This window comes from Reinekea sp., from assembly GCF_046710285.1.
GTDB lineage: Bacteria > Pseudomonadota > Gammaproteobacteria > Pseudomonadales > Natronospirillaceae > Reinekea.
The window spans coordinates 102,190-124,817 of record NZ_JBKEGY010000007.1 but is presented as its reverse complement, the minus strand read 5'-3'; the positions used below and the strand labels follow the sequence as shown (position 1 = coordinate 124,817).

Annotated in this window: 18 protein-coding genes and 1 tRNA gene; 2 read left to right on the top strand and 17 right to left on the bottom strand. The window is 42.2% G+C overall.

Annotated features, from left to right (window positions below):
• Nucleotides 1-2 precede the first annotated feature (2 nt).
• Nucleotides 3-3,134, top strand: a complete 3,132-nt coding sequence (locus ACI882_RS07270) for an efflux RND transporter permease subunit (RefSeq protein WP_411745212.1) — start codon at nt 3-5, stop codon at nt 3,132-3,134.
• Between the two features lie 48 nt (nt 3,135-3,182).
• Here ACI882_RS07270 and ACI882_RS07265 read toward each other — a convergent pair whose 3' ends face one another.
• From ACI882_RS07265 to ACI882_RS07185, 17 genes are all read right to left on the bottom strand, one after another.
• The gene (locus ACI882_RS07265; RefSeq protein WP_411745211.1) at nt 3,183-4,250 is read right to left on the bottom strand and encodes a TRAP transporter substrate-binding protein; all 1,068 of its coding nucleotides are present in this window, start codon (nt 4,248-4,250) and stop codon (nt 3,183-3,185) included.
• A gap of 10 nt (nt 4,251-4,260) precedes the next feature.
• Nucleotides 4,261-5,322 (bottom strand): TRAP transporter substrate-binding protein, encoded by a 1,062-nt coding sequence (locus ACI882_RS07260; protein ID WP_411745210.1) that lies wholly within the window; start codon nt 5,320-5,322, stop codon nt 4,261-4,263.
• Between the two features lie 214 nt (nt 5,323-5,536).
• A complete protein-coding gene (locus ACI882_RS07255; RefSeq protein WP_411745209.1) occupies nt 5,537-5,986 on the bottom strand; it encodes a YHS domain-containing (seleno)protein in 450 nt (149 codons plus the stop codon).
• Nucleotides 5,967-6,497 (bottom strand): hypothetical protein, encoded by a 531-nt coding sequence (locus tag ACI882_RS07250; RefSeq protein WP_411745208.1) that lies wholly within the window; start codon nt 6,495-6,497, stop codon nt 5,967-5,969. The genes ACI882_RS07255 and ACI882_RS07250 overlap by 20 nt, the downstream gene beginning before the upstream one ends.
• Nucleotides 6,481-8,235: a lysophospholipid acyltransferase family protein gene (locus tag ACI882_RS07245; protein ID WP_411745207.1), complete on the bottom strand. Its 1,755-nt coding sequence runs from the start codon at nt 8,233-8,235 to the stop codon at nt 6,481-6,483. The genes ACI882_RS07250 and ACI882_RS07245 overlap by 17 nt, the downstream gene beginning before the upstream one ends.
• A gap of 1 nt (nt 8,236) precedes the next feature.
• Nucleotides 8,237-9,352, bottom strand: coding sequence for a D-alanine--D-alanine ligase (locus tag ACI882_RS07240; RefSeq protein WP_411746849.1), 1,116 nt, complete (start codon nt 9,350-9,352; stop codon nt 8,237-8,239).
• Between the two features lie 67 nt (nt 9,353-9,419).
• The gene (locus ACI882_RS07235) at nt 9,420-9,650 is read right to left on the bottom strand and encodes a TIGR02647 family protein (protein WP_411743670.1); all 231 of its coding nucleotides are present in this window, start codon (nt 9,648-9,650) and stop codon (nt 9,420-9,422) included.
• Nucleotides 9,651-9,850: 200 nt separating this feature from the next.
• A complete protein-coding gene (locus tag ACI882_RS07230) occupies nt 9,851-10,963 on the bottom strand; it encodes a phosphoserine transaminase (protein WP_411743671.1) in 1,113 nt (370 codons plus the stop codon).
• A gap of 163 nt (nt 10,964-11,126) precedes the next feature.
• Nucleotides 11,127-11,540, bottom strand: coding sequence for a hypothetical protein (locus ACI882_RS07225; protein WP_411743672.1), 414 nt, complete (start codon nt 11,538-11,540; stop codon nt 11,127-11,129).
• Nucleotides 11,541-11,617: 77 nt separating this feature from the next.
• A complete protein-coding gene (locus tag ACI882_RS07220) occupies nt 11,618-12,067 on the bottom strand; it encodes a DUF3859 domain-containing protein (protein WP_411743673.1) in 450 nt (149 codons plus the stop codon).
• Nucleotides 12,068-12,221: 154 nt separating this feature from the next.
• Nucleotides 12,222-13,703, bottom strand: a complete 1,482-nt coding sequence (locus tag ACI882_RS07215; RefSeq protein WP_411743674.1) for a hypothetical protein — start codon at nt 13,701-13,703, stop codon at nt 12,222-12,224.
• Between the two features lie 11 nt (nt 13,704-13,714).
• Nucleotides 13,715-17,650, bottom strand: a complete 3,936-nt coding sequence (locus ACI882_RS07210; protein ID WP_411743675.1) for a hypothetical protein — start codon at nt 17,648-17,650, stop codon at nt 13,715-13,717.
• 39 nt (nt 17,651-17,689) lie between these two features.
• Complete coding sequence (locus tag ACI882_RS07205; RefSeq protein WP_411746539.1) at nt 17,690-18,226, bottom strand: DUF4150 domain-containing protein; 537 nt, start codon at nt 18,224-18,226, stop codon at nt 17,690-17,692.
• A complete protein-coding gene (locus tag ACI882_RS07200) occupies nt 18,216-19,184 on the bottom strand; it encodes a hypothetical protein (RefSeq protein WP_411743677.1) in 969 nt (322 codons plus the stop codon). The genes ACI882_RS07205 and ACI882_RS07200 overlap by 11 nt, the downstream gene beginning before the upstream one ends.
• Nucleotides 19,184-20,200, bottom strand: coding sequence for a DUF2169 domain-containing protein (locus tag ACI882_RS07195; protein ID WP_411743678.1), 1,017 nt, complete (start codon nt 20,198-20,200; stop codon nt 19,184-19,186). The genes ACI882_RS07200 and ACI882_RS07195 overlap by 1 nt, the downstream gene beginning before the upstream one ends.
• On the bottom strand, nt 20,190-21,338 hold the full coding sequence (locus ACI882_RS07190; RefSeq protein ID WP_411743679.1) for a hypothetical protein: 1,149 nt from the start codon (nt 21,336-21,338) through the stop codon (nt 20,190-20,192). Before ACI882_RS07190 ends, ACI882_RS07195 begins: the two co-directional genes overlap by 11 nt.
• 6 nt (nt 21,339-21,344) lie before the next feature.
• Nucleotides 21,345-21,758, bottom strand: coding sequence for a hypothetical protein (locus ACI882_RS07185; protein WP_411743680.1), 414 nt, complete (start codon nt 21,756-21,758; stop codon nt 21,345-21,347).
• A gap of 285 nt (nt 21,759-22,043) precedes the next feature.
• On the opposite strand from ACI882_RS07185, the gene ACI882_RS07180 reads away from it, so the two are divergent.
• A tRNA-Val gene (locus ACI882_RS07180) sits at nt 22,044-22,120 on the top strand.
• Nucleotides 22,121-22,628 lie beyond the last annotated feature (508 nt).

The following is a 22,628-nucleotide window of genomic DNA, read 5'->3' as shown; positions in this document are numbered from 1 at the left end:
CCATGTTTATAACTAAAGTTAGTATTAATAACCCTGTATTCGCGACCATGGTGATGGTGGCCATTCTCGTCTTTGGTATTTTTTCGTATCAACGATTACCCGTAGAAAGTTTACCTGACATTGATTTACCCGTTGTTGTTGTCGTGGTGAGTTACCCAGGGGCATCTCCGGAAGCTGTTGAAAGCGAAATTATTAAGCCGATTGAAAACTCGGTTAATACTCTAAGTGGCCTAGATAGTATTCAATCAACCGCCCGACCTAATCAGGCGATGATATTAATGCTGTTCGATATGGATATCGATTCGAATGTTGCCGCGCAAGATGTTCGCGATAAAATGTCGACTTTGAAGGCGTTTCTACCTGCTGCCGCTAATGAGCCACTTATTTTACGATTCGATCCAGGTGAGCTACCAGTGGTCTCGTTGGCCGTTAGCTCTGACACGGTTCCTATCCGTGAATTAACCACGCTGACAGAAAAAACGATCGTTAAGCAGCTATCGATTTTGCCCGGAGTTGGAAGTGCAACGGCAGTGGGTGGTGTTACGCGTCAAATGAACTTTGAAATAAATCCAGATAAGCTCGTTGCCTATAATCTTAGTTTAAGTCAGGTAGCGAACGCCTTGCGGCAATCGAACCAAAATTTCCCAGCAGGAGATTTGAACAGTGCGTTTAGCGTCCAAACTTTACAGATTGACGGAGAAATAAAAGACCCAACTGAGTTTTTAGATGAAATTATTACTTACAAGGGTGGGCAGCCGGTTTATCTTCGAGATATCGCAACATTCGAGGATGGTATAGAAGATGTGGTGTCATTGGCTATGCTTAATGGTGAACGTGCATTAGCAGTTGATATCGTAAAGGTGCAAGGTGCCAATACTGTTGAAGTGGCTGCTCGAATCGAAAAGAAGATTGCCGATTTAATGGCGAATGATCTACCCAATGGTGTGAAAATTGATATCGTCCAAAATAATGCTACCGAAGTTGAAAATTCGTTTAAATCTGTAATGAATATGTTGATCGAAGGCGCGGGTCTTACGGTTCTCATTGTATTTTTGTTTCTAAACTCTTGGCGTTCTACAGTTATCACAGGGCTTACATTGCCTATTTCTATCATTGGTACCATGGTGGTGCTCAATTTCCTTGGCTTTACCCTGAATATGATGACGCTACTGGCTTTATCGCTTGCGGTTGGTCTTCTAATTGATGATGCCATTGTGGTACGTGAAAATATCATGCGTCATTTACACATGGGTAAAGGGCACAGGCAGGCGGCGGAAGAAGGGACTAAAGAAATTGGTCTTGCTGTTCTAGCAACCACCTTATCTATTGTCGCGGTTTTCTTACCTGTTGCCTTTATGGATGGAATTTTAGGGAGATTTTTCCTGCAATTCGGTGTAACCGTTTCAGTTGCGGTGCTAATTTCAATGTTCGTAGCCTTTACCCTAGACCCAATGATGTCGAGCGTTTGGTATGATCCCTCTGCTGACCCGAATGCGAAACGTGGTTGGTTGAGTAAGCTTGTTAATCAGTTTGATCGCTTGTTTGAAGGGCTCGCGCGACTATATGCGAAGCTATTGCGCTGGAGCTTACGTCATCGGATGCTAACCCTACTGATCGCCTTTATGTCGCTTGTGGGTAGCTTTTCATTATTCCCAAAGGTAGGCGTAGAGTTTGCGCCAGTTGTCGATACAGGGCAGTTTCAAATAGATATCAAAGCGCCAGATAACGCATCAATTGATTACACCGCTATAAAAATTAGACAAGTGCATGAGCTAGTGATGCAGGTTCCTGAAGCCGTGAGTACTTATGCAACAGTAAACAGTGGCGCGACCAGTAATGGGCAAAACGCGGCCACTGTACTGGTCACTCTTGTCCCAATGTTGGAGCGCGAAAAGAGTGCGGTTGAAATATCGAATGAAGTTCGTGTTGCGTTATCTTCTATACCTGGAGCTGAATTTAAAGTGGGTGCGGCAAATGGTTTTGGCGGTGTTGCCGCTCCGGTGCAGATAAACTTAAGCGGTGACGAATTTTCTACGCTTGAATTGATCAGTGAATCCTTAATCGAAAAGCTTAAGGGTATCGAAGGTTTAGCTGATATTGAATCTAGTTATGCTGCGGCGCAACCTATTTTAGGTATCACGATTAACACAGATGCCGCTAATGATTTAGGTGTAAACCTTGCACAAGTAGGCTCGACATTAAGAACCATGATTAATGGTGAAAATGTAACTGAATGGACCAGCCCAGATGGTGATACCTTTAACGTGGCTATTCGTTTAGAAGGTTGGGCTCGTGATGATATTGAAACCTTGAAAAAGCTGCCTATTCCACAAAGTGGTATTACCGGTAGCAATGAAACCGTAACCTTAGACCAAGTAGTTACAATTAAAGAAACAAAAGGCCCTGCGCAAATTAGCCGAACAAACTTATCACGACAAGTTGTCGTTAGTGCAAACCTAGATGGCGTAGGATTAGGGACTGTAAACCCTCAGATTCAAGAAGTTCTTGCTTCTCTTGGGTTACCAGAAGGTTATCGTGCTCAAATGGGCGGTGATACTGAACAACTCATAGAAACTGTCGTCGCAGCGGGTATGGCGCTGCTCCTTGCCATTATTTGTATATACTTGGTATTGGCTTCACAGTTCGGAAGTTTCTTGCAGCCTGTTGCTATCATGATGGCCCTTCCTTTAGCGCTAATCGGAGTGATTCTTGGTTTGTTGGTGGGTGGTAGTACGTTAAATCTATACTCTATCATCGGTTTTATCATGCTCATGGGGCTGGTAGTAAAGAATGCGATTTTGTTAGTTGATAACGCCAATCAACAACGTAAAGGAGGCCTGCACTTATACGACGCATTACTAGAGGCGGGTAAAATTCGCTTTAGGCCCATTATCATGACGACCTTAGCGATGATATTTGGTATGTTGCCGATGGCTCTGAATCTACATGGTGGCAGTGGGCAAAATGCGCCAATGGCTCATGCGGTCATTGGTGGTTTGATAAGTTCAACCTTACTAACCTTAGTGGTAGTTCCCGTTGCTTTAACCTATATCGATACAATGTCGAACTTCTTTATTCGGTTATTTTCAAAGCAAAGACCGCACGATGAAAGATCCGAAATCGTAGCCTCTTAGCGGTATTACCAAAAGAGCGGGCTAAGTGAATACTTGGCCCGCTCTTGATTAGTTTCGATTACCTCTCGCGTTCATGTTGCCTGTATAGGCACGTTCAGATATATCAATCCACTCTCGAGCAATTTTTAAATAATCGCTTTGACTCGCGATGATCTTTGCAGCAAGTGGATCGGAATTTGCTTTCTCTATCAAGAGAGCTGCATTCGCGTTACGTAGTTTTGTCATGACATCACTTGGAAATTCTCGTATCTCTACCTTATTTGCTAATTCACTCATACGCTGCCAATTTATAGCACTTTCGTGTTGAGTCTGTATCCACATGTCGTAGGCTGATAACCGCATTGCAACCTTTAGAATTTCTCTTAAATCAACAGGCAGTGAATCTAACACTTGGCGATTGACTAAAAACTGAAGTTCAGTTGCTGGTTCATGCCAACCCGTATAATAGTACTTTGCGATTTCGGGGAAACCCATTTGTAAGTCTAGCGAAGGGCCAACCCATTCGAGTGCATCGATTTTCTTTGACTTTAATGCATCGTAAAGTTCCCCACTAGGTATGTTTATGGTCTCAACACCTAGCTTTGAAATGACTTCACCTGCAAATCCTGGGATACGCATTTTTAAACCGTTAAGGTCTTCTACGCTGTTGATTTCTATATTAAACCAACCGCCCATCTGTTGGCCTGTATTGCCACCGGGGAATGAATAAAGGTTATGCGGAGCATAAACCTCTTCCATTAGATCCATACCATCGCCTTGGTAAAACCATGCATATTGTTCTGCTGCGATCATGCCAAAAGGCATAGTTGAAAAATAGAGTGTGTTAGGTATCTCATCTTTCCAGTAATAAGAAGCCGAGTGGCCTAAGTCATACTCTCCTGATTTAACCAAATTAAATACGCCTAATGGTTGACCGTGTACATCGGCAGAGTCAATTGTAATTATGAGCCGACCATTTGACATAGATTTTGCTAAATCAGCCATCCGTTTTGTTGCTTCACCAAATATAGGAAAGTTGGGCCCCCATGTTTCGGCAAGCCTTAATGTTGTGGTCTCGGAGTAAACACTGGTTGTGCATGCTAATGTAGTTATGAGTAAAAAAATAAATTTGTTCATGATTGATCCCTTATTTACCAATTGATTCTAAGTAGCTGAAATCCGACAGCATGGTCCATTCTCGAATCATCGATTGATAAGACAATTGGGATTGAATGATTTTCTTTGCTAATGGGTCAGAGTTAGAAAACTCTTCTAATTTTTTGGAATTCGCGAGCTTTAAAGCACTAATAACGCTGTCAGGAAAGTCTTTTACTCGAATGACGGGGAATTCTTTCCGCATGTTGTTCCATTTTTCGGCGCTTAAATGCGTGGCATGTATATAAGTATCGTAAGCAGAGGTTCGCATAGCAGCATATAAAATGGCTTTTAAATCGGCAGGTAATATTTCCAATGCTTTTTCATTCAATAAAAACTGCGTTTCAGTAGCGGGTTCATGCCAGCCGGTATAATAAAACTGAGCTGATAGATGAAGGTTGAGATCGAAATCAAGTGCCGGTCCCACATATTCGACAGCTTGAATTTCTCCACTATTCATAGCGTCAAGCAACTCGGTTGCTGGTACATTGACAGGAATAGCTCCGAGTTCAGCTAGCACTTCACCTGCAAAGCCAGGAATACGCATTCTTAGACCATCAAAGCTGGAAACGTCCTTAATCCGTTTTTGAAACCAACCACCCATCTGAGCGCCAGTATTTCCACCAGGTACAGAAATGAGCCCCAATGAATTATAAACCTCGTCCATAAGCTCCTGACCCCCACCAAAGTAAAACCAACTATATTGTTCTAAGGGCAGCATTCCGAATGGCATCGTGGAGAAATATAAGGTGTTGGGGTAATTACCCTTCCAATAGTACGATGCTGAATGACCCATATCGTATTCAGCTGACTTCACCATTTCAATAATATTTAACGGTTGGCCATGCTCATCTGCACTGATAATATCTATAGTTAATCGTCCATTGGACATGGCATTAACCATGGCCGCCACACGTTTTGGGCTATCGGAGAATACGGGGAAGTTTTCACCCCATGAGGTTACCAGTTTTAATGTGTATGTTTCTTCAGAATAGGAGTTGGGGATCATCAGGCACAGAAATGTGACTAATGCGAATTTAGTAATAAAGTTCATTTTGCGTAGCCTTTGTTTTATATTTATTATTTTTTAAACGTACGAGGCTTCCTTTTAAACTTTATCTATTTATTACTACTCTCCTTTTTCGTACCTTTATGGCGTTAGACTAACATAGTTCTAACGCCGAATTTTGTGAATAATATGTATTATGTATTGTACTTTAGTCTAGTATAAAACCTAGTGTTAGACTTATGGATGGCACAAAGCTTAGCTATTGGGCTAATAGGTTTGGCCAGTTACTTTCAGCATTATCAATATAATTATCTCGGTTATTTAACCATTTCTCTTGTATTTTTTTATTGTAATTTAGATACAGTTTGTCGTTATGAATGGTGAATTGAGTGGGATCGATTCCTGCTGTTGAATTATTAGCAACAGCATAAGCGCAATAGCCACCGAATTGGGGTGCAAAGTTATTTGGGGATGCAATAAATAAAGTTCTATTCGTTGCATTTTTAAATAGCCAAGTAGCACCTTGCCATTGATATGCGTATTTCTTTGAACCTTTGACTGGCGCATTTTCTATGAAGTAGGCAACACTGTCATAACCTTTAATTGCCAAGTTGTTATTCCAAGGCGTATATATTTTATCAGCTGCGAAGCTAACGCCAACGCTTAAAAGTAAGCTGCTTATCCAAATTTTAAGCCATTGTTTTTTCATTTTTATGCTCTCTTAGTGATCGTTCGAAACTTGCAGTGCAGGGCGCTAAGCCTATATGCTCAGGAATCGTGAGTCCTTGTAACTTGCCCAGTAATGCCGCGTAAGCGATGTGATGAATTGAATGGTTAATGAGGTATAAAAGCTCACGTTTATTGTTTGAAGGGAGTACACTTGAATGAACACTATCGAGCTTTACCTCGGAAGTTACTGTTAAAGCGTTATCTTCGATTGAATACCTTAGCAACCATTCAATAAGTATTTCTATTTGAGTTAAAGATTTAGCAGGCATGGTTTCTACATCACTGCCTCGATCCCTATAGTTGTAGTCAATATTCTTCAATGCTTGGCCTTGCATCACTGCTCGGTAATGGTCCAAAATATGTCGAATATGTTTGCCAATACTAGATTGTGAATGGGCAATAACTGCGTTATAAACAGAATCATCGCATAGGTTGACCAGCTCTCTTATTTGTATGAGAACATTGATGTTAGCTTCAATAAGTGGCTTCATGGTCTATCCAATGTTGTTTGAATTTTGCTGCGCCATTCTTGGTAAGGTAGCGATTGAGGTAGCGTTCAGGCATTTGTTGAAGGTCAACCATAATTAATCCGTCAAGTGAGTCGTTAAATCCTTTGTTGATTGAGAACCCAACGAACTTCCCATTAAGTGCAATATAATGTCGGAGTAATACCGGGATAGACTTCCCTGGTTCGCATTGGCCGACCAGTTTGTTGAACACAGATATATCTCGAATTGCCGAGAGCATAGAAGGTGTCCATATTTTGTTCTTTACTTTTAAAGGGGCAATGGGTTTAACATTTTCCAGGAATTTTTGCTCAGCACGAAATCCTTCCATCATGGCGTCAGAAATAAACGCACGAGCCATGTCAGAGTGGTCAGACGAAATGCTGACGCAACCGAATAATCGGGAATATTTTGGATTATTTGCAACAAAGCTGCCGATACCTCGCCAAAGTAGGTCGAGTGCATAGGGGTGTCTTTGGTACGCTTGAGTTACAAAAGATCGGCCAACCTCTAATGCATTGCCAAACTTGGCCATGTAATTTTGGTCAAACTTGTAGAGGCTTCTGCTGTAGAGCGCAGTCACACCTCGCTGTGCAATAATTTTATCGGTTTCGCCTAGGCGGTACCCACCAACGATGGCGTTGTTTTTTTCGTCCCATACAAATAAATGTAAATAGTATTTATCGTACTGGTCGGTATCGAATTGCTTTCCTGTCCCTTCACCCGCGGCACGAAAAGTTATTTCTCTTGCTTCAGCCAGTGCAGAAAATACCGAGCCTAGTGCATGAAAAGGCGCACAGTAAACGTTGAATTCGCCCTTATTTAAAACTTTGTATTGCTCTAAGTTAGCGATATCAATTAGTAAAGCATCTCGGTTTAACAAGCCAGTTTCCGAGACTAAGATCTCTAAAGGTCTGTGAGCTTTAGTGGAGCTAGGGGCTAGAAAGTAGGTTGACATTCGCAGTAAGTGCGTTAGGGCAGTAGCTGTTTTTGCTTTTTCAGCCTCTTTGTGACTGATGTGTGTTCCGACGGTCATGGTTAAACTCATACCCGTTTTGTTGGTCAATTGTCGGGGCAACAGTACGGTTCGGAGTCGTCTATGAATTAGCCCCGCAAGATAAAAGTAATTTGGATTTTTGCCATGAATAAAGACAGGTAAACAGCTAGCCTTATGTTTTAGAGCAAGACGACCGACCATATAATTCCATTGGCGGTCTTGAACAGTTAAATTACGCCATTTATTTGCGCTAACTTGCCCCGCAGGGAAAACAAGTAGAACGCCGCCTTGCGCGAGGTGCTCATCAGCTGCGCGTACACCGGATGTATTTCGATGTGCCGTTTTTTTACCTAGGACATCCACACCTAAAAAATTCTCTGAAAGTTCTGGTATCCCAGATAACATCTGATTGGTTAGAACTTTCGTATCAGGTCTAACCGAGAGCAAAGCGCGAGTAAGGGCGACACCTTCAAGCCCACCTAGCGGGTGGTTTGCCACAACAATAGTCGCACCGGTTTCTGGTAGTTCGTTAACGAGCGGCTGGCCTTTTAAAACGACTTTTGTTTCTAATGCTTTCAATGTGTAATCTAAGAACGCCTCTGCTGATAAACTACGCTGGCAAGCATCGTATGCTTTAATAAGTGGCGTTAAACCTAATAAACGCTCTAACGCTGAATTGACGAAGCCGTGCTTTAACGACAACCGAAATGGGTTGTAGAGCTCCATATTAGTCAGTCTCCGGGTATTTAAGGGTCAACTGTTTTTCAATTTTCCAACGTTGTACTAGTTCCTTGATCGTGGGCGTTTTATAGCCCAGCTTTCTATTTTGTGCGCCAAACTTGAAGAGTGTGCGGTATTGAAACATAAGAGATCGAATCGCTTCAAAAAAAGAGGTGTTTGCATCCCAAATATGAAGGGACTCAGAGCTGGCGGTGTTGATTTCAACTATTTGTAGGTGTTTACCTAGTTCAAAAGTTTCAATATTTTTGAATTTAATATCGAGCCGACCATAATGGAAGTTTGGAATGTCCTTCATTAAATGATCTATTTTTTGAGAAAGATCATTGGTTATGTGATGAGATGCATTTTTAAAGATAGCACCACGGCAATGGCTTGCCGAAAAAACCAATTTGTATGCTTCTCCCGCACTAATAACTTTTTTCCAATTATGTTGATGGCGTGACTCATATAAATGAATTAACTCTCCTGCTCGAGGATCGTTGCTTACTAGTTCTTCAAGTGTACTTAAGCCATCGCCCATTACATAAGGGGTGTATTTTAATGCGAGCGAAATAATTTGACCGTTCGTGGAGTTAGGTTCTCGGATATAAAAAAGCCCAGCCTCGGGTTCGTAATCAGCTAACTTTTGTATCATGCAGCTTGCGTCTAGAGGATAGTGGGCAAGAGTCTTTTCTAATTGCGGGCGGTTTTGGATCAGTTTGACTCCAGAGCCTCGACAGCCAATATCTGGCTTACATACAATAGGGTAATCGAGTTGTTGCTTATTCATTAGAGTTTCTATTTGAAGTGCTTGGCGGGCTAATGCTTGGTTTGTGATTTTGTGTGTAAACCAAGGTAGGATATAGCGGTTTATCGTTTCACCTGCTTGGGCTAGGAGTTCGCTTTTGGGCACGCCTACCATACCCGATAACGGTAAATTAGGGTTCGCAACCAAGGGTAGAGTAATAGAGCGATAACGAAGGGATAAGAAAAGCCATTGAATAGTGACTGGCAAATACATTGCCCAAGTTGGCCAAAATTCGAAAAAGGATGTGTTTTTTTTCCCTAAATCTAGGGGAGGCATACCTTCACTGACGTAAGGTTGATTTGTAGCTGACGGCATATAGGGCCTATCTCATTAATAGTTATTAAATGAGTAGACCCAATTAAAAGATCAAAGTTCCAAAAAATTATTTTAACGCAGAATTAAGAAGCTTGATATGGTTCAAAATTTCGATGCCGGCATCGGTTAAGTAGCCACCATCTGGGGAATCGGTAAAGCCTTTGCTGTGAAGTCGTGCAGCGGCATCGCGAACGGATTGTTCGGCATCATTGTGTATTTTTAAACCGTTCATAATTGAATCTGAAGGAAACTGTAGCAATAAGTTTATTTCATCGAGCTTTTCTGGGCTAAGTGACATAAATATACCTTCGTAGTTATTAGTTTTTTTGTACCTACTAGAGCATAGTCCAAAAGTATTTCAAAAGCTTGATTCAGATCTAATTCGCCACCTAAATTAGGGTTGTTTTAAGTAAATATTTACTTTAAGTGCCTGATAATATGGAGATTTCTATAGAGATTAACGAGTTAGGCGCCTTTATTCAGCGCCTAGTCAGAATATTATTGAACTTGATGATAAGCCCACTCTAGCCAGGGTAACATAGCCTCAATATCAGTTTGCTCAACGGTAGCCCCCGCCCAAATGCGCAAACCAGCAGGCGCATCTTTGTAGGCGCCAATATCAAAACCAGCGCCTTCGTCTGCGATCAACTTAACCATCTGTTTTACTTTTTCTGGCTCAAGGTCCACTGTAAAACAAACACTGGTATTGGACCGTATAGCTTTATCTTTTGTTAGAAAGTGGAGCCAAGGTGTTTTTTCTACAAAGGCTTCTATAGCGGCCAAATTTGCTTCCGACTTCTCAATTGCCTTTTGGGTGCCGCCAATAGACTCGATCCAAGCAAGGGCATCTAAATAGTCCGCTACGCAGAGCATCGATGGTGTATTGATCGTCTCGCCACGGAATATACCTTCAATCAGTTTGCCTTTAGATGTAAGGCGGAATAATTTTGGTAGTGGCCAAGGTGGGGAGTAGCTTTCTAAACGTTCAACGGCACGCGGCGATAAAATTAACATGCCGTGCGCGCCTTCACTGCCTAACACTTTTTGCCAAGAAAAAGTCACGACATCGAGTTTTTCCCAAGGCATCTCCATAGCGAAAACCGCCGAGGTTGCATCACAAATAGTAAGGCCTGCCCGATTGTCATCTATCCAATTGCCATTGGGCACTTTGGCTCCTGAGGTGGTGCCATTCCAAGTGAAGATAACATCGTTATCAAAGTTAGCCTGGTTTAGGTCGGGCAGTTCACCATAGTCAGCAACAAAAGTACGAACATTATCGAGTTTCAACTGAGTGGTAATGTCTGTTATCCAACCTTGGCCGAACGACTCCCAGCTAAAGACATCGACAGCGCGCTGACCCAACAAACCCCACATGGCAATTTCCATCGCACCCGTATCTGAGCCAGGTACTATGCCAATACGATAGCCTTCAGGTAAACCTAGTAATTCAGCTGTTTGTGAGCAAACCTTAGCTAAGGCCATTTTGCCAAGGGTAGATCGGTGTGATCTACCTAGGGTAGAAATATCGAGAGCATTAACATCGTAGCCTGGTCGCTTACTGCAAGGTCCAGACGAAAAGTTGGGGTTTTTAGGCTTTATACTTGGCTTCATAGGGTTCTTTAGGTCCAAATGTAGTGGGATTTGGGTGTTATACGCACGCGTTAATAAGGCAAACTATGGTACGACAAAGTCTGAATGCGAACACTAAATAATGTTGAGTTTTTGTGACATATAGTGTTGCCAGTACAGCAACGATAACTTTAGGTTGCCCTCGCTAATCACGATGGGTTACTTTTATTTTGGCTTTGAATTCGCTATTAAGCCATTCAACAGCCTCTACTTGGTTAGCAAAGGTTTGATTATTTTGCTCTTTGCGGGCTTTGATTAATGTATTTATAAGTTTGAGCTGTAGTTTCGAGCTTATGATTGTTGCTTTTGCAATCAAAGGTTGGGTATTAAGCCATTGATTAAACTGTTCTAATTCTTCATAGGCCTCTGGAGTCCCGCCTTCAACTTCGAGGGTGTCATTTAACATGGTAAAAGGCGCGCCATTAAGTTCTTCAATGACTTTTCGCACGCTGTCTAAACCGATGGTAATCCCTTCGAGATTCATCTGCCCTATAAAAATAGCATAGACGAGATTGCCTTCTGCCCAAGTATCAATCCGACCATGAGGTAAGTGGTTCATTATTCCAACCTAATTAAAGCATTAATTAACATTACAGATGTTTAGAGTATTAACAAAAGTTAAAAGATTGCAATAAGTTACCATCTTTTTCTAGGTTTAAAAGATTGCCGAGCATGGCCTAGAGTGCGCTCGCCTTTAACTTCGATATCAATAATGAAGGTTTTATCAGCTAAGATCGTATTATCATGCTCAAGGACCATACGCCAATGCCCTAATTTTGTTTTAAGCGGTGTCCATAAGGTGTCACCGAGATAGAAATCCCAATCGTTGTTTTTAACATAGACATCACCTACAAACGGCGGCCTAATTTCGCCATTGTCATCAGGAATATCAGGGTGATATATGGTATAGCTGAACTTAATACCTTTGGCCTTTTTGAATTTAACAATAAAGCCAAATTCTATGTTCTCACGCGCTGGGATATCGGTCGTTACCTCAATAAGCTTAGGCAGTTGTTTACTTGATTCATCCCATTGACTGTAAATGCCATGGTGCAACATAGTCACTGTAAAGTTTGATTTCTTCATTTTAGTAGAATTGTCATTTAACTATAGCCTCGTAACAAACTAGGGTACCCCTAATCTTGATGAGCTATGGTACTTTGTCCAATGTCTAAGTCAAATTAGAGACTAGTAGCAATAATCTCGATCGATTAGTTGCTTGGCTGAAATTGAGGACGAGTTACATTAGCTGCTGCGCAATATTTGGGTAATTGCTTTCCTTAAAGTATTGAATGCACTTTTCTGGCTCTAAATAGTCATACAGTACTTGTGGTAGTCGACCGCTTTGTAGTTCATCTTTTTTATATTGTTCGAATTCAGCGAAGGCGGTGCGCAGTTCTGAGTAATCGGTAGAGTAGAACCTACGTTTAAATTCCATTGCTTTCAAAAAAATATCCATCAGGTATTTTGGTTCATCGTTTCCAAGTTCCTTAAGCTGGTTTAAAACGTTTGAAAATGGAAAAGTAATCCATGTTAATGCCGATTTTAAAAGTTCAGTTGCCTCATCTGGCTGGTTAGCAAGCACATCTTGGATCAAAGCCTCATTTTCATGGTCTTTTTTCGCAATAATAAGCTGAACAAACTTTTCTACTTTTTCTCTGTTTTCAACCTCCTTGCGGGCTTCCGGGCTGTAGGCCAGCTGCCATTCCCAACAGGTTGTATTGTCGGGTAACGGGCGTTGATATAGCGAGTCCGGTTCTTGGTACCGTGCCCACTCTTCAGCTGGCGGTTTGCGCCAATTGAGTCGCCACATGGTCAACTGATGGGTTCTGAATAGCTTAATATCTTTGAGCATTTTTTTGCAAAATGCACCTTGGTTATCTAAGTCCATAAAGGCTTCTATAGCGCCGGCTTCACTGGCAATGTCATTACCGCGACCGCCACCGGTACTCAAGCCGATCGATAACGGCAGCCACTTTCCTTTCGGCCGAAGTTTACTCACAAGGGTTAGGCCTTGCGTTAAGTTACCTGTGCCGGTTAGGTGACTAGTAAAACCGGTTTGGTTAAACGGAACAACAATGGGCTTGCGCCACATACCGCGAAAAAACGTCACCGTTTGTGCATCGCGATCAAAGAGCGCGCCTTTACGGTGGGGAAACCAAGCCAAGCCTAAAATAGGAATAATGAGCCAAAGTAAATGAATGTTTTGGCTTGGGTTATCGAATGCGAGGATAACAATCGTCACCAAGGCAATGATATTGAACACGGAATAGAAAAAACGTTCCCAAAGGTTAGCCAACATCCAAAGGTAATGCCCGTCGCAATCGCCATCTATAGTGGCACTGCTAAAGCAGGGTGACGCGACAAGAAAGTTAGCATCGGGGAGTGGTTTTTCTTTAAACGCATCGCGCGGAGTTGGGTTGCGTGTTATGCGTAGGTCGGGGAGGTGAGTGTGGCCAAACATACCAGTAAAGGCGAATATGGGCATTACGATATAAACCCACATATCAAGAGCCGGTCCAGCCAAGATTCCAAAGACAAAAGTAGTAATTCGGTTGTTATGGCCTAGTTCATAGCGACCTGGTCGCAGTGCAATGTCTGTGATGCCAAAAGTTGAAAAAGTGAGTACTAGCCTATCCCAAATGCTGATAACAGGATGCGGAGACTCAAAGTCGGACTTAAATGATTTTAAAGCCAGTCTATCTATTACGCGCCAATACATTGCTTTGTATCCTATATTAGGTCTATTTGTTTTTCGGCTAAGTACCACCAGGTACTATTACTGTGTTGATAAAAATGCTCTTGATCGACTCGTGATACCTCTAAATCAGAGTTTAGGTTTGATAGATTTGCAAATTTCCTAGGCAAGCCGAAAATTGTTTCTATGCCATTTGATACCTTGGGTATACCGCGCACTAAAACACGGAAATAGAAATCATCACATCGGCTTTGCTCACTCATTTGCTTAAACAATGCAATGGGTATGGATAGGGTTTGAACGCCAGATTGGAGATTGACGGATATGTTTCTTGCCAAACTGTTGTAGTCTACGCCATAGGTTTTTGAATTAGAGGATAGCTTGGTCTCAAGGCTATTATCGGGTTGGGTAGCTCGATCTAGAACCGTTTGTGTATACAGCGATTGCCAAGGTATACCGTCATTTGAAAAATAATTTTCGTCACCTCGAATATAGACTTCGGTATTAGTGTTGTGATTCTGTTCTAAGGCGCTATTTTGTATCGCGATTTTAACTAAACCAATATTGTGATCAGCACTTATTTTAATTTGAGGTTGGGAGAAAAAGGACCGTAAACCTGCGTAGCATTTGGTTGGCTCTTGCCAATCTTCTAAACCTTCAGTTTCAGTGCAGCGATTGTGGTCAATGCCAAAAGTACACATTTTCAATATCTTTGATTCTGTTCTGTTTTGAGCGCTCTTTCGGGCTTTTTCAGCCACTTTGTCAAAAAAATTGCCATCTTCATCTTCATAAAAAAGTACAAATGCTAAGCTAACTAAACCTAATGCTAGCGCTCCAAGCCCGAAACAAAAGCCTAGGGTTGCTAAAAATGCGACCTTAGTTAGCCCAGAAATGGTGATTAAACTTATACTTATAATGGACATTACCCCCGAAGCTATTTCAGTAACCCCACCCCATAGACGGGCGTTGTCACTCAGTGCTTTGGCCGCAATAACATTCTGATAGCCTGAATGGATAGCAATGAAACCACCGGCTATACCTAGGCCACGCCCAACCCATCGGAGAGTTCTTCTAAATGACTTTGAATGTTGATGGTAGTTAGTTTTTGATGTTGGCGAGAAAGATCTAAGTCCACTTTCAAAGGTATCAACAAGAGAACCAGCAAGCTCTATACTAGCGAGACTAGCATCCATCCAAGCCTTATTTGAAGGGTTTTTTACAAGGGCACGCCACTTCAATGCCATATTATATACTTCAAAGGCTGCTACACCGCCTTGAAACTTTACTTGAAACGAATGTATGCGCTGGTCTTTCAGCATCAGTTGGTGGTTTTTTTGCTGGTAACTGGATGCTTGATCAATTACCTTGATTCTCTGTGCCGAAATATGCTCCAGCTTTTGTTTTTGTTGCGCCAAAATCTTCTGCTGTTTTTGAAATTCAGTTTTGGTCAGTTCTAACCCTTTATTTAGATTGAGGTAGTCTAGGTATAAAGCATCCGAGGTGCTTTTACGTTGTAAGGTGCTCCAGTTTTTCTCGCTGAGCGTAATGTCAATGTCTGCTTTCAGGCAATACATATCGACAGTATGAGCTGGAACTTTGTTTTTAGTGTCTAACATTGCCGCGGCTAACTGATTTAAAGCGAGATCTATATTGGTGCGATCCCCATTGAGTGCATTGGCCGATACTGGGAAGTTAATACCCAGCGCATTCACATTATTGGTTTTTCCACCTTGAGTATGCAATTGCTGAAAGCCACTTTTTAAGCGTTGTTGCAACGCCTTAATTGCTGGCTTGTTTAGAGGTGATAGGTGGGCTGGAAAGTTTCCGTCAATAATATCTTGTAGGTCTACCTTCACTTTGGCAATCCGCTTGCCCGCGATAAATTGACTGGCTTCTCCCATAAAAAGGTGGTTTTTGGTACTGCTGCCTTCGGTAAGTTGTCCTGACACTCTTTGACTATAAACAGGAGTGTTTTGATTGGCTTGACGCTGGGTTTGGTATTGCTTTTGAGTACGAATGGTTGTGTTTATTTCTGCAATACTTAACTGGTTCTGTGTAAGTAGACGTTGTTGACTTGCTTTCTCTACTTTTAAACCGGCTATTTTCTGTTCATGGATTGCAATTGAAACCTTTTGCTCCTTTAGCTTATTAAGTTCAGCTTCAGTAGGTTTTGACTTTTGGTATTCAGATAACTTGGTTGAAAGAGACTCCATTTCGATATCTAAATCTATTTTTTCGCCATCTATTTTTGCTGAAAGCTCAGTTATTTTTTTATTCAACGGCTCTCTTTGACCCTCAAGCGTCGTCCTTTCTTTCTCCAAGCTTTCAATTTCTTTTTTCCGCTTTTGAATAACGTCATCATAGCCATCTGTATCTACTAATTTAGCCCTAATATCCTTCGAGCTTGTTTTTACAGCCCAAGAATCTAATTTACTTTCATCAACAGCCACAAAGCCGGCCATAAGCTTAAGTAACTGCTTAATAAGCTGATTGGCGATTGCTACCCCATGTAACTCTTCTAGCTGGTCACCTATGCCGCTTATATTTGGGTTGTAACGTTGGGCGTAGGTCATTTCTTCGATGGGGGTGTTTTGATAGGCTGAATTATTTTTTTGGAACTCTTGCCATAACTCAGGGTACAGTTGGGCAAAATTAAAGGTGACTTCAAATAGCGGATGCGGCGTTTCACTTAGGCCTGTTAATTTCTCCAGAAACTCTGGAATGGGGTTTTGACGTAAGTGCCAGTATTCAGATTGTTCGTACTTATAATAATCAACTAAAAAGGGCTCAACTTGCTGCATAGGGTCAATGGTAAAGCCTTCGAATACTTCGCCAAGTGCGAGTAAACCTTGTATTCGGTCGGCACTTTTTTGTTCTGTACCTAAACTGGCATAATCGCTCAGCATGGCAACGAAACGTGACTCACCAAGCAATGAGATTATCTTATGTTTTGCGTTAAGAGCCTCTTCTACGAGTGCCTCAAAGCGTTGAGTTTGTAGTGTTCGTTCTAATGCTGCTAGGTCTAAGCATTCATGGGCTCTTGCTAGTTTTTCAGTGCTATAGGTACCATCATATTGGGTGAAATTGGATTGCTTGATCGCTTGGGCAAGGGTGTTAAAATTTGCCTTTTGATTGCCATATAAATAGTGTTGGTTCAACAACAATGCAATACGAACCCTATCTACGTGGTCTTTAGGGTAATAGCCAGTATCTTCGGTTTGGACGGTTATGAGGCTTTCGATAGCCCCTAGTGCGGCATCATGTTCGGCTTGTATATCCGCAGCCATGTCTAACCAGCTGGGTATAGAGAATTGAATGTCTTGTTTAGTTTCGGTTGGGGTTTGAAACTCATGTAGTTGTTTTGAGCTTAAGCTAAAAGGGTCTTTTGTATTTTCTTTGTCATTAAAATAGTCGAGTTCGGTGCAGCGTTTATCTCGCAGTTCATTCGCGTCGGGTGTATTTAACCGTGTGGCTTTACTATCTAGTCCACCCAGTTGTTCAATATAATGCCAGCTCCATTGAACCTTAGAGTAGGCAACTTGCACGCTGTAAGGCGTTCCTTCAAATGCTACCGGAATAACAATATGATCCCGAGGCGAGCAGGTTGCTAATCGCTCACCTTCTGGCAACCCTTGAAAGTTAAAAAGGTTTACATCAGCGTATTGGCGTTGGTTTTTAATGTTTATTTCTCGCCATAACTTGCCGTTTAAAAATAGGTATAGCCAACCAGAACTTGGCACTTTCGTTTCGTACTCTTGGTTTACTATTAATTGAAAATTAACCGTGGCTAGCTGTAGTTGTGGCGCCGCAGGGGGTTCATCGACCGCGTAGGTATCGGTTGTCGCAATATACAGCTTATAGGGCTTATTTAGTGCTTCTTTCGTATCAACAAATGATAAAAACAAATCCTTTTCAATAGTTTCTTCTTCATTGAATCCACTTACAAGCTCTCTGGTTGTTGCATCTACCATGTGAAGTTCCTTTTTCCACAGTACATTGTTAAATCCGTTTTATTCTGCATTAGCACTGGCAATGTCTATGTGTAGTGCTAGATGTTGGGCGCCATCTTGCTGAACACTCAATGCTGTTTTAGGCTCTTTCGGTTCTAGCTCATTTGGGGGTGTTACCTGTTTTGCTAGCGGCGGTAAGCCTACGCTCTGCATTAAAGGGGCCGGTGGAGTGTTTTTCGCATTCGAGACCATGAGGTCAAGCGCACGTGCAGCAGGTTCACCTTCAATTTGCACATTGTGACTCGCGCTTAGAAAGTTGGCTTCGGCGCCTTTTTTACGTGACTTGATGCCTTTTCTATTTCCCGGTTCATCACCTTTGCTCTTTGCAAAAACAGAAGACTGGGTGCAAGCGGGTTGCCCGTTAATTAACACAGAACTTGCAGTTTTATCAGCGTCTTTGCTGACTGCGACGTTTGGGTAGGGTATGGGTACAGTAGAGCGACCAATTTTCGTTAAGCAAATATCCATTGTCATGAGTGTGCCGCCAGAGTCGGCATGAACGGCACTCCGGCCGTTGATTAATACATTACTCATCATTTCTTCCTTGATTAGTTGATTCTGTATTTTCTGAATAAACTTTGGGCCATAGCAGCCGAGATTGGTTGTTAAACCACAAGACCCCATGGTGATCGTGCTCAGTCCATTGTGAACGAGAAGCAGCCAGCGCAATTGCCAGTCCTAACTCGTTTAAGCCGCTATCACCTAAGCTTTTGCGAATTTGTATTAGATGGTGTGCTGGAATGGCGCGATACACTTCATGGTTCGCGTTTGTGTCAATACCATGATTGCTAATGAGCGAAGGCGATAAATCTTCAGCTTTGCTAAAAAGTTGAGTTAGTGTTTCGGTAACTTCGGTGTCGGCTTTTTGGTAAAAGGGTTCGTCAGCAATTAACACGGGCTCTTTTACTTCTGGTGCGACTGAACAACGAATGGCGGTAAGCCCTTCGCTGGCAATTAACCCATCGGGGTTTAGATCATGGAACAAAGGGCTTTGCTGTTGCGAGAATTCAGCCAAGTCAACTAAGCTATCGACTGTTATCACTAGGCACATTTGATTAGCTTCTGCATGGCGTATCCAATAATCAATGGCTTGCAAATATGCTACTGACTGGTGGCATATATGTATCTCCTTAGCATTGACGAATATTGATTTAACTAAACTCGTATTGCAGTCAATTGGGCACAACACAAATACCATCGCCAACGCTTCATTTTTATATGCACACTCCGAAAGCCAAAGGCTCAGTAGTTGATTACAGCGCATGCTCGGTGTATTTCCCGTTATTTCAGCCATAGGGTTCAGGGTTACAGGCATCGGGCTATCGCAATGGTAATGGGTAACAATTTCTTTATGTTCAAAGTAGTGTGGATAAGCCAATTCAATATCGGTACAGAGTTGTATCGGAATAGAGCCCGCTGCGTTCAACATTTCAACATGTTGAACTTGCAGCCGAGAAAGGTGGTTAAGTGTATGCTCAGGTGAAAAATTAACCATCAGGCTACTTCGCTTTCGTCGCAAGTTACAGCGTTGCTCAACGTCAGTGTTAGAGACGGTAGTTGAGACAAAGTTATTGGTATACTGACTCGCCAAAGTTGGTACAACCTTTGTTTGTCGGCATCAATAATTAGTGTGTCCCATACCAGTGGTAACAGGGCAGTTTTATACTGCGCTTGTGGAGTGTTCTTAGGTAGCGCAATGGTTTGAACTTCATACTTTGGGTGCAGCCCTTGTAACTGTAATAGGCAGTGTTGATTAGGCGGCTCAGTTAAAATTTGATCTTCAGGTGCCGCATTAAATAAATTAGGGTCTACAGGCCAAGAATATGGACAGGCACCTTGCGCTGCGGCTTCTGCATCTAAAGATTGCAATCGTTCTAACCTTGGGCTCCAATGTGGGGCAAGCGCTGCAAACCCAGCAGGCGATCTGCTTTGCTTAGGGTTAAACAACCAGGGTGCTTGCTCAATACGCGGTAGACTTTTTTGCTCACCGCTTATTTTATAGCCGACACCAATAGGGTTTTCACGAAAGGTTTTGTCGGTATTTTTACTGCAGGTACCGCCATAAGCAAACTCATATTGCATGGCTAAGTTTTGGAACAAAGCGGGCTCGCTTGGCTGCCAACCCAATAGACCACGTTGCCAATGGCGCACCCCCGTCACACGGCACTTTTTATGCCATAAAGTTCGAGCAGTTGTATCCTGCAAGGCCATACCCACCATGATCGATTGGGTTGGCGTTAAACTGTGCGCAGTACCCGTCAGAAAAAGTTCAAAACCCTTTTTAAACGGAACCATATCATTGCAAGCAGCAAGGCTCTTGTTTTGGGCATCGTCGTCATAAAAACGATCGACGACTTCAATTTCAATATCAGTTTCTGGTAAGGGGGTTAGTACGCCTTGGTCATCCCATTGGTAGCCTGTTTTAACCACTAGAAGAGGCTTAAGGTTACGGTCTATGGTCCATTGCGGGACTATGCAGTATGCCCATTGGCTTTTATTATCAATGTTCATACGAACTACTCGATGCTAGTTGGTTTTTAACGTGCAATAACATTGTTTGGCGTTCAGCGAATAATAGACTTTGTAGGAGTTGCTGACCTTCGTTGCAGTTAAGCCGCGTTAATAAGGCCAACCAAATGGCATTGTCATGTTGAGATACAGATAAAAATAAAGCATTGAATAGTAAGTTGATTTGGCATTCGCGTTGTAACGGTTGGGTTTGTTTAAACCAGGTTATCGAATCTAAAGCTTCTTTCGCTGTTTTAGCACAAGCATATTCTACATCGCCGACGGTTTGGCCGGTTTTACGATCTTGTAACATGGGCGTTAAAGGTAAAGGTAGTTGTGTTAAGAACAACCAGGCTTTATAAGCTGCCAAGTTTAAACGTGGGTGTTGTAAGGCATACACAATGCGAAGCAGAGCGTCACTACCTCCCCACAGTGCATAAATCTGAAATACGTTCTCGGGCTGGTCTAATTCTAATGCTTGGAGTTCAGCCCAATCTGTGCTGCTTGGCAGTTTACTTGCCCAATTTAAGCTAAAGAGCTGAGTTTCATTTATCCCGTTGGCTAGGGTTTTTTGCTGCAAATTGGAATCTTCGATCTGGCCAGATCTTCGTAGCTGAAGTTGACTCAGTAAATCATTTTTTAGCGGCAACCATTCACGCCTATCGCTTTCATTTACATAAAGCGCAACCTGTTGTTTTAATTCCATCGCCAGGTTTTTATCAATGTTTTGAAAAAATGCATTCCATAAATTTCGATGCTTATAGGCGTTACAAAATACAAATGCATCGACAATAGCTGTATTCATATCGCTATTAGAAAAGTGATTATGCGTTAAGTAAGTATTAACAACATCAATAACCAGCGCTTCCGTTTCGGTTTGCAGAGCAATGCAAAGATAGCTAAAGAGTTGTTCTGGCCTTTTTATGTTGACTGAGCCAGTTAACTTGATTGCCTGTGCAATACTTACTGGAGAAAGAGAAAAACATTGCAAAAGCCAACCCAATTTATGATCAACGCGTTCACATTGCTCAGCACTATAGCCTTGCTCAAAGCAGCGGCGGCGGTTTTTATATTGAGTGATTAAGGCGTGCGTATATCTGCCAAAGGCTGCAGTATCGGCCTGTAAGTTAAAGTGATACATGTCTAGTTAATTTATCGTAATCAACTTACCTTTAACTTCATTAAGCTCACTGGCGACACTCGATATATTCTTAGCATCAATGACAACATCGCCATCTGCATTGACCTCCAAAGAATGATCACTTACGTTCAGAGATAACTTCTGCTCTCCATTTAAACTAAGTTGGCCTTCGCGGTTCTCTAAAAAAGGGCGCTCATGGGGCAAACGTAAACGGTCGAGTACAAAGATTTGCCCGTCAATATTCTGCGCAATAACTTGGTCATCAGAAGCCAACGCAGGCGTATTACTAGCATGACCAGAAACTTCAAGAACTTCATGGTTGGCTAACCTAAGGGAAATGGCTTGACCGTGCTGAACAGCAATGACCGTTGCAATAAAATGTGAGCCAACAAGTGTTGGGAATGGAGCAATCGCGCTCATAGTGAATCAATCCTTGATTAACAATTATTGGAGAATGATAAATTGTATAGGTAACAAACTCACCCTTGTTTTTGTGACTAACCCTGCATTCTGGAACATTGGTTTAACAGAATTATCAAACTTGAGCCGATAATTTGAATAATTGTGAAGCAGTCGAGATTTACCAATATTGGCTGAATTTTAACCATAACAGCTCCAAGAAGAGCGTAACCGCTTGAAAAACATGATTTTTTCACTCAAAATAGTTGCACAAGCGAAATACTTGGGTATTATACGCCCCACTTCAGGACTATAGCTCAGTTGGTTAGAGCGCTGCCTTGACATGGCAGAGGTCTCCAGTTCAAATCTGGATAGTCCTACCAGACAAAAAGAACCCGCCTTATGGCGGGTTTTTGCGTTTTAGGGCTCTAGAATGGGGTTTCTGAACGGTAAGGCTACCCCCGGAAAATCGTTGTTACTTGTCAGCTAATCCATGACAAATTGTTCGAAATTATTTTTGTCCAATTTTTGTCCACAAATTGTCCAGCTTTTAAAACACCAAAATTTTAGGTTAGTTGAAATAGACCTCTACTCTGATATCCATCTAAACCAGAAATTCGCTTTAAATGTCAGTCTTCTAAACCTATTTAGTGTGCCACTACAGTTGGCGATACAAGGCGCTGCACTGGATAGCATTTCCGCTGCGCTCGTGTGCCATGACGAAAGGCGAAAGTCTTTCTTGCTGTATCAAAGATGAGGGGAGGCCCCTCGGTTTCGGTAGCCAGATACTGGGATCAAACTGCCCTATACGGCCCCTGTAAAGAGCACGGGTCGTGAGCGATAGGGAAAAGGCAGAATCGATCTGTCAGGTACGTTCTGAAAAGATGAATG

Bases quoted from the DNA above. Each gene is read 5' to 3' on its own strand.
- ACI882_RS07270 (WP_411745212.1), top strand. From the start codon at position 3: ATGTTTATAACTAAAGTTAGTATTAATAACCCTGTATTCGCGACCATG.
- ACI882_RS07265 (WP_411745211.1), bottom strand. From the start codon at position 4,250: ATGAACAAATTTATTTTTTTACTCATAACTACATTAGCATGCACAACC.
- ACI882_RS07260 (WP_411745210.1), bottom strand. From the start codon at position 5,322: ATGAACTTTATTACTAAATTCGCATTAGTCACATTTCTGTGCCTGATG.
- ACI882_RS07255 (WP_411745209.1), bottom strand. From the start codon at position 5,986: ATGAAAAAACAATGGCTTAAAATTTGGATAAGCAGCTTACTTTTAAGC.
- ACI882_RS07250 (WP_411745208.1), bottom strand. From the start codon at position 6,497: ATGAAGCCACTTATTGAAGCTAACATCAATGTTCTCATACAAATAAGA.
- ACI882_RS07245 (WP_411745207.1), bottom strand. From the start codon at position 8,235: ATGGAGCTCTACAACCCATTTCGGTTGTCGTTAAAGCACGGCTTCGTC.
- ACI882_RS07240 (WP_411746849.1), bottom strand. From the start codon at position 9,352: ATGCCGTCAGCTACAAATCAACCTTACGTCAGTGAAGGTATGCCTCCC.
- ACI882_RS07235 (WP_411743670.1), bottom strand. From the start codon at position 9,650: ATGTCACTTAGCCCAGAAAAGCTCGATGAAATAAACTTATTGCTACAG.
- ACI882_RS07230 (WP_411743671.1), bottom strand. From the start codon at position 10,963: ATGAAGCCAAGTATAAAGCCTAAAAACCCCAACTTTTCGTCTGGACCT.
- ACI882_RS07225 (WP_411743672.1), bottom strand. From the start codon at position 11,540: ATGAACCACTTACCTCATGGTCGGATTGATACTTGGGCAGAAGGCAAT.
- ACI882_RS07220 (WP_411743673.1), bottom strand. From the start codon at position 12,067: ATGAAGAAATCAAACTTTACAGTGACTATGTTGCACCATGGCATTTAC.
- ACI882_RS07215 (WP_411743674.1), bottom strand. From the start codon at position 13,703: ATGTATTGGCGCGTAATAGATAGACTGGCTTTAAAATCATTTAAGTCC.
- ACI882_RS07210 (WP_411743675.1), bottom strand. From the start codon at position 17,650: ATGGTAGATGCAACAACCAGAGAGCTTGTAAGTGGATTCAATGAAGAA.
- ACI882_RS07205 (WP_411746539.1), bottom strand. From the start codon at position 18,226: ATGATGAGTAATGTATTAATCAACGGCCGGAGTGCCGTTCATGCCGAC.
- ACI882_RS07200 (WP_411743677.1), bottom strand. From the start codon at position 19,184: ATGGTTAATTTTTCACCTGAGCATACACTTAACCACCTTTCTCGGCTG.
- ACI882_RS07195 (WP_411743678.1), bottom strand. From the start codon at position 20,200: ATGAACATTGATAATAAAAGCCAATGGGCATACTGCATAGTCCCGCAA.
- ACI882_RS07190 (WP_411743679.1), bottom strand. From the start codon at position 21,338: ATGTATCACTTTAACTTACAGGCCGATACTGCAGCCTTTGGCAGATAT.
- ACI882_RS07185 (WP_411743680.1), bottom strand. From the start codon at position 21,758: ATGAGCGCGATTGCTCCATTCCCAACACTTGTTGGCTCACATTTTATT.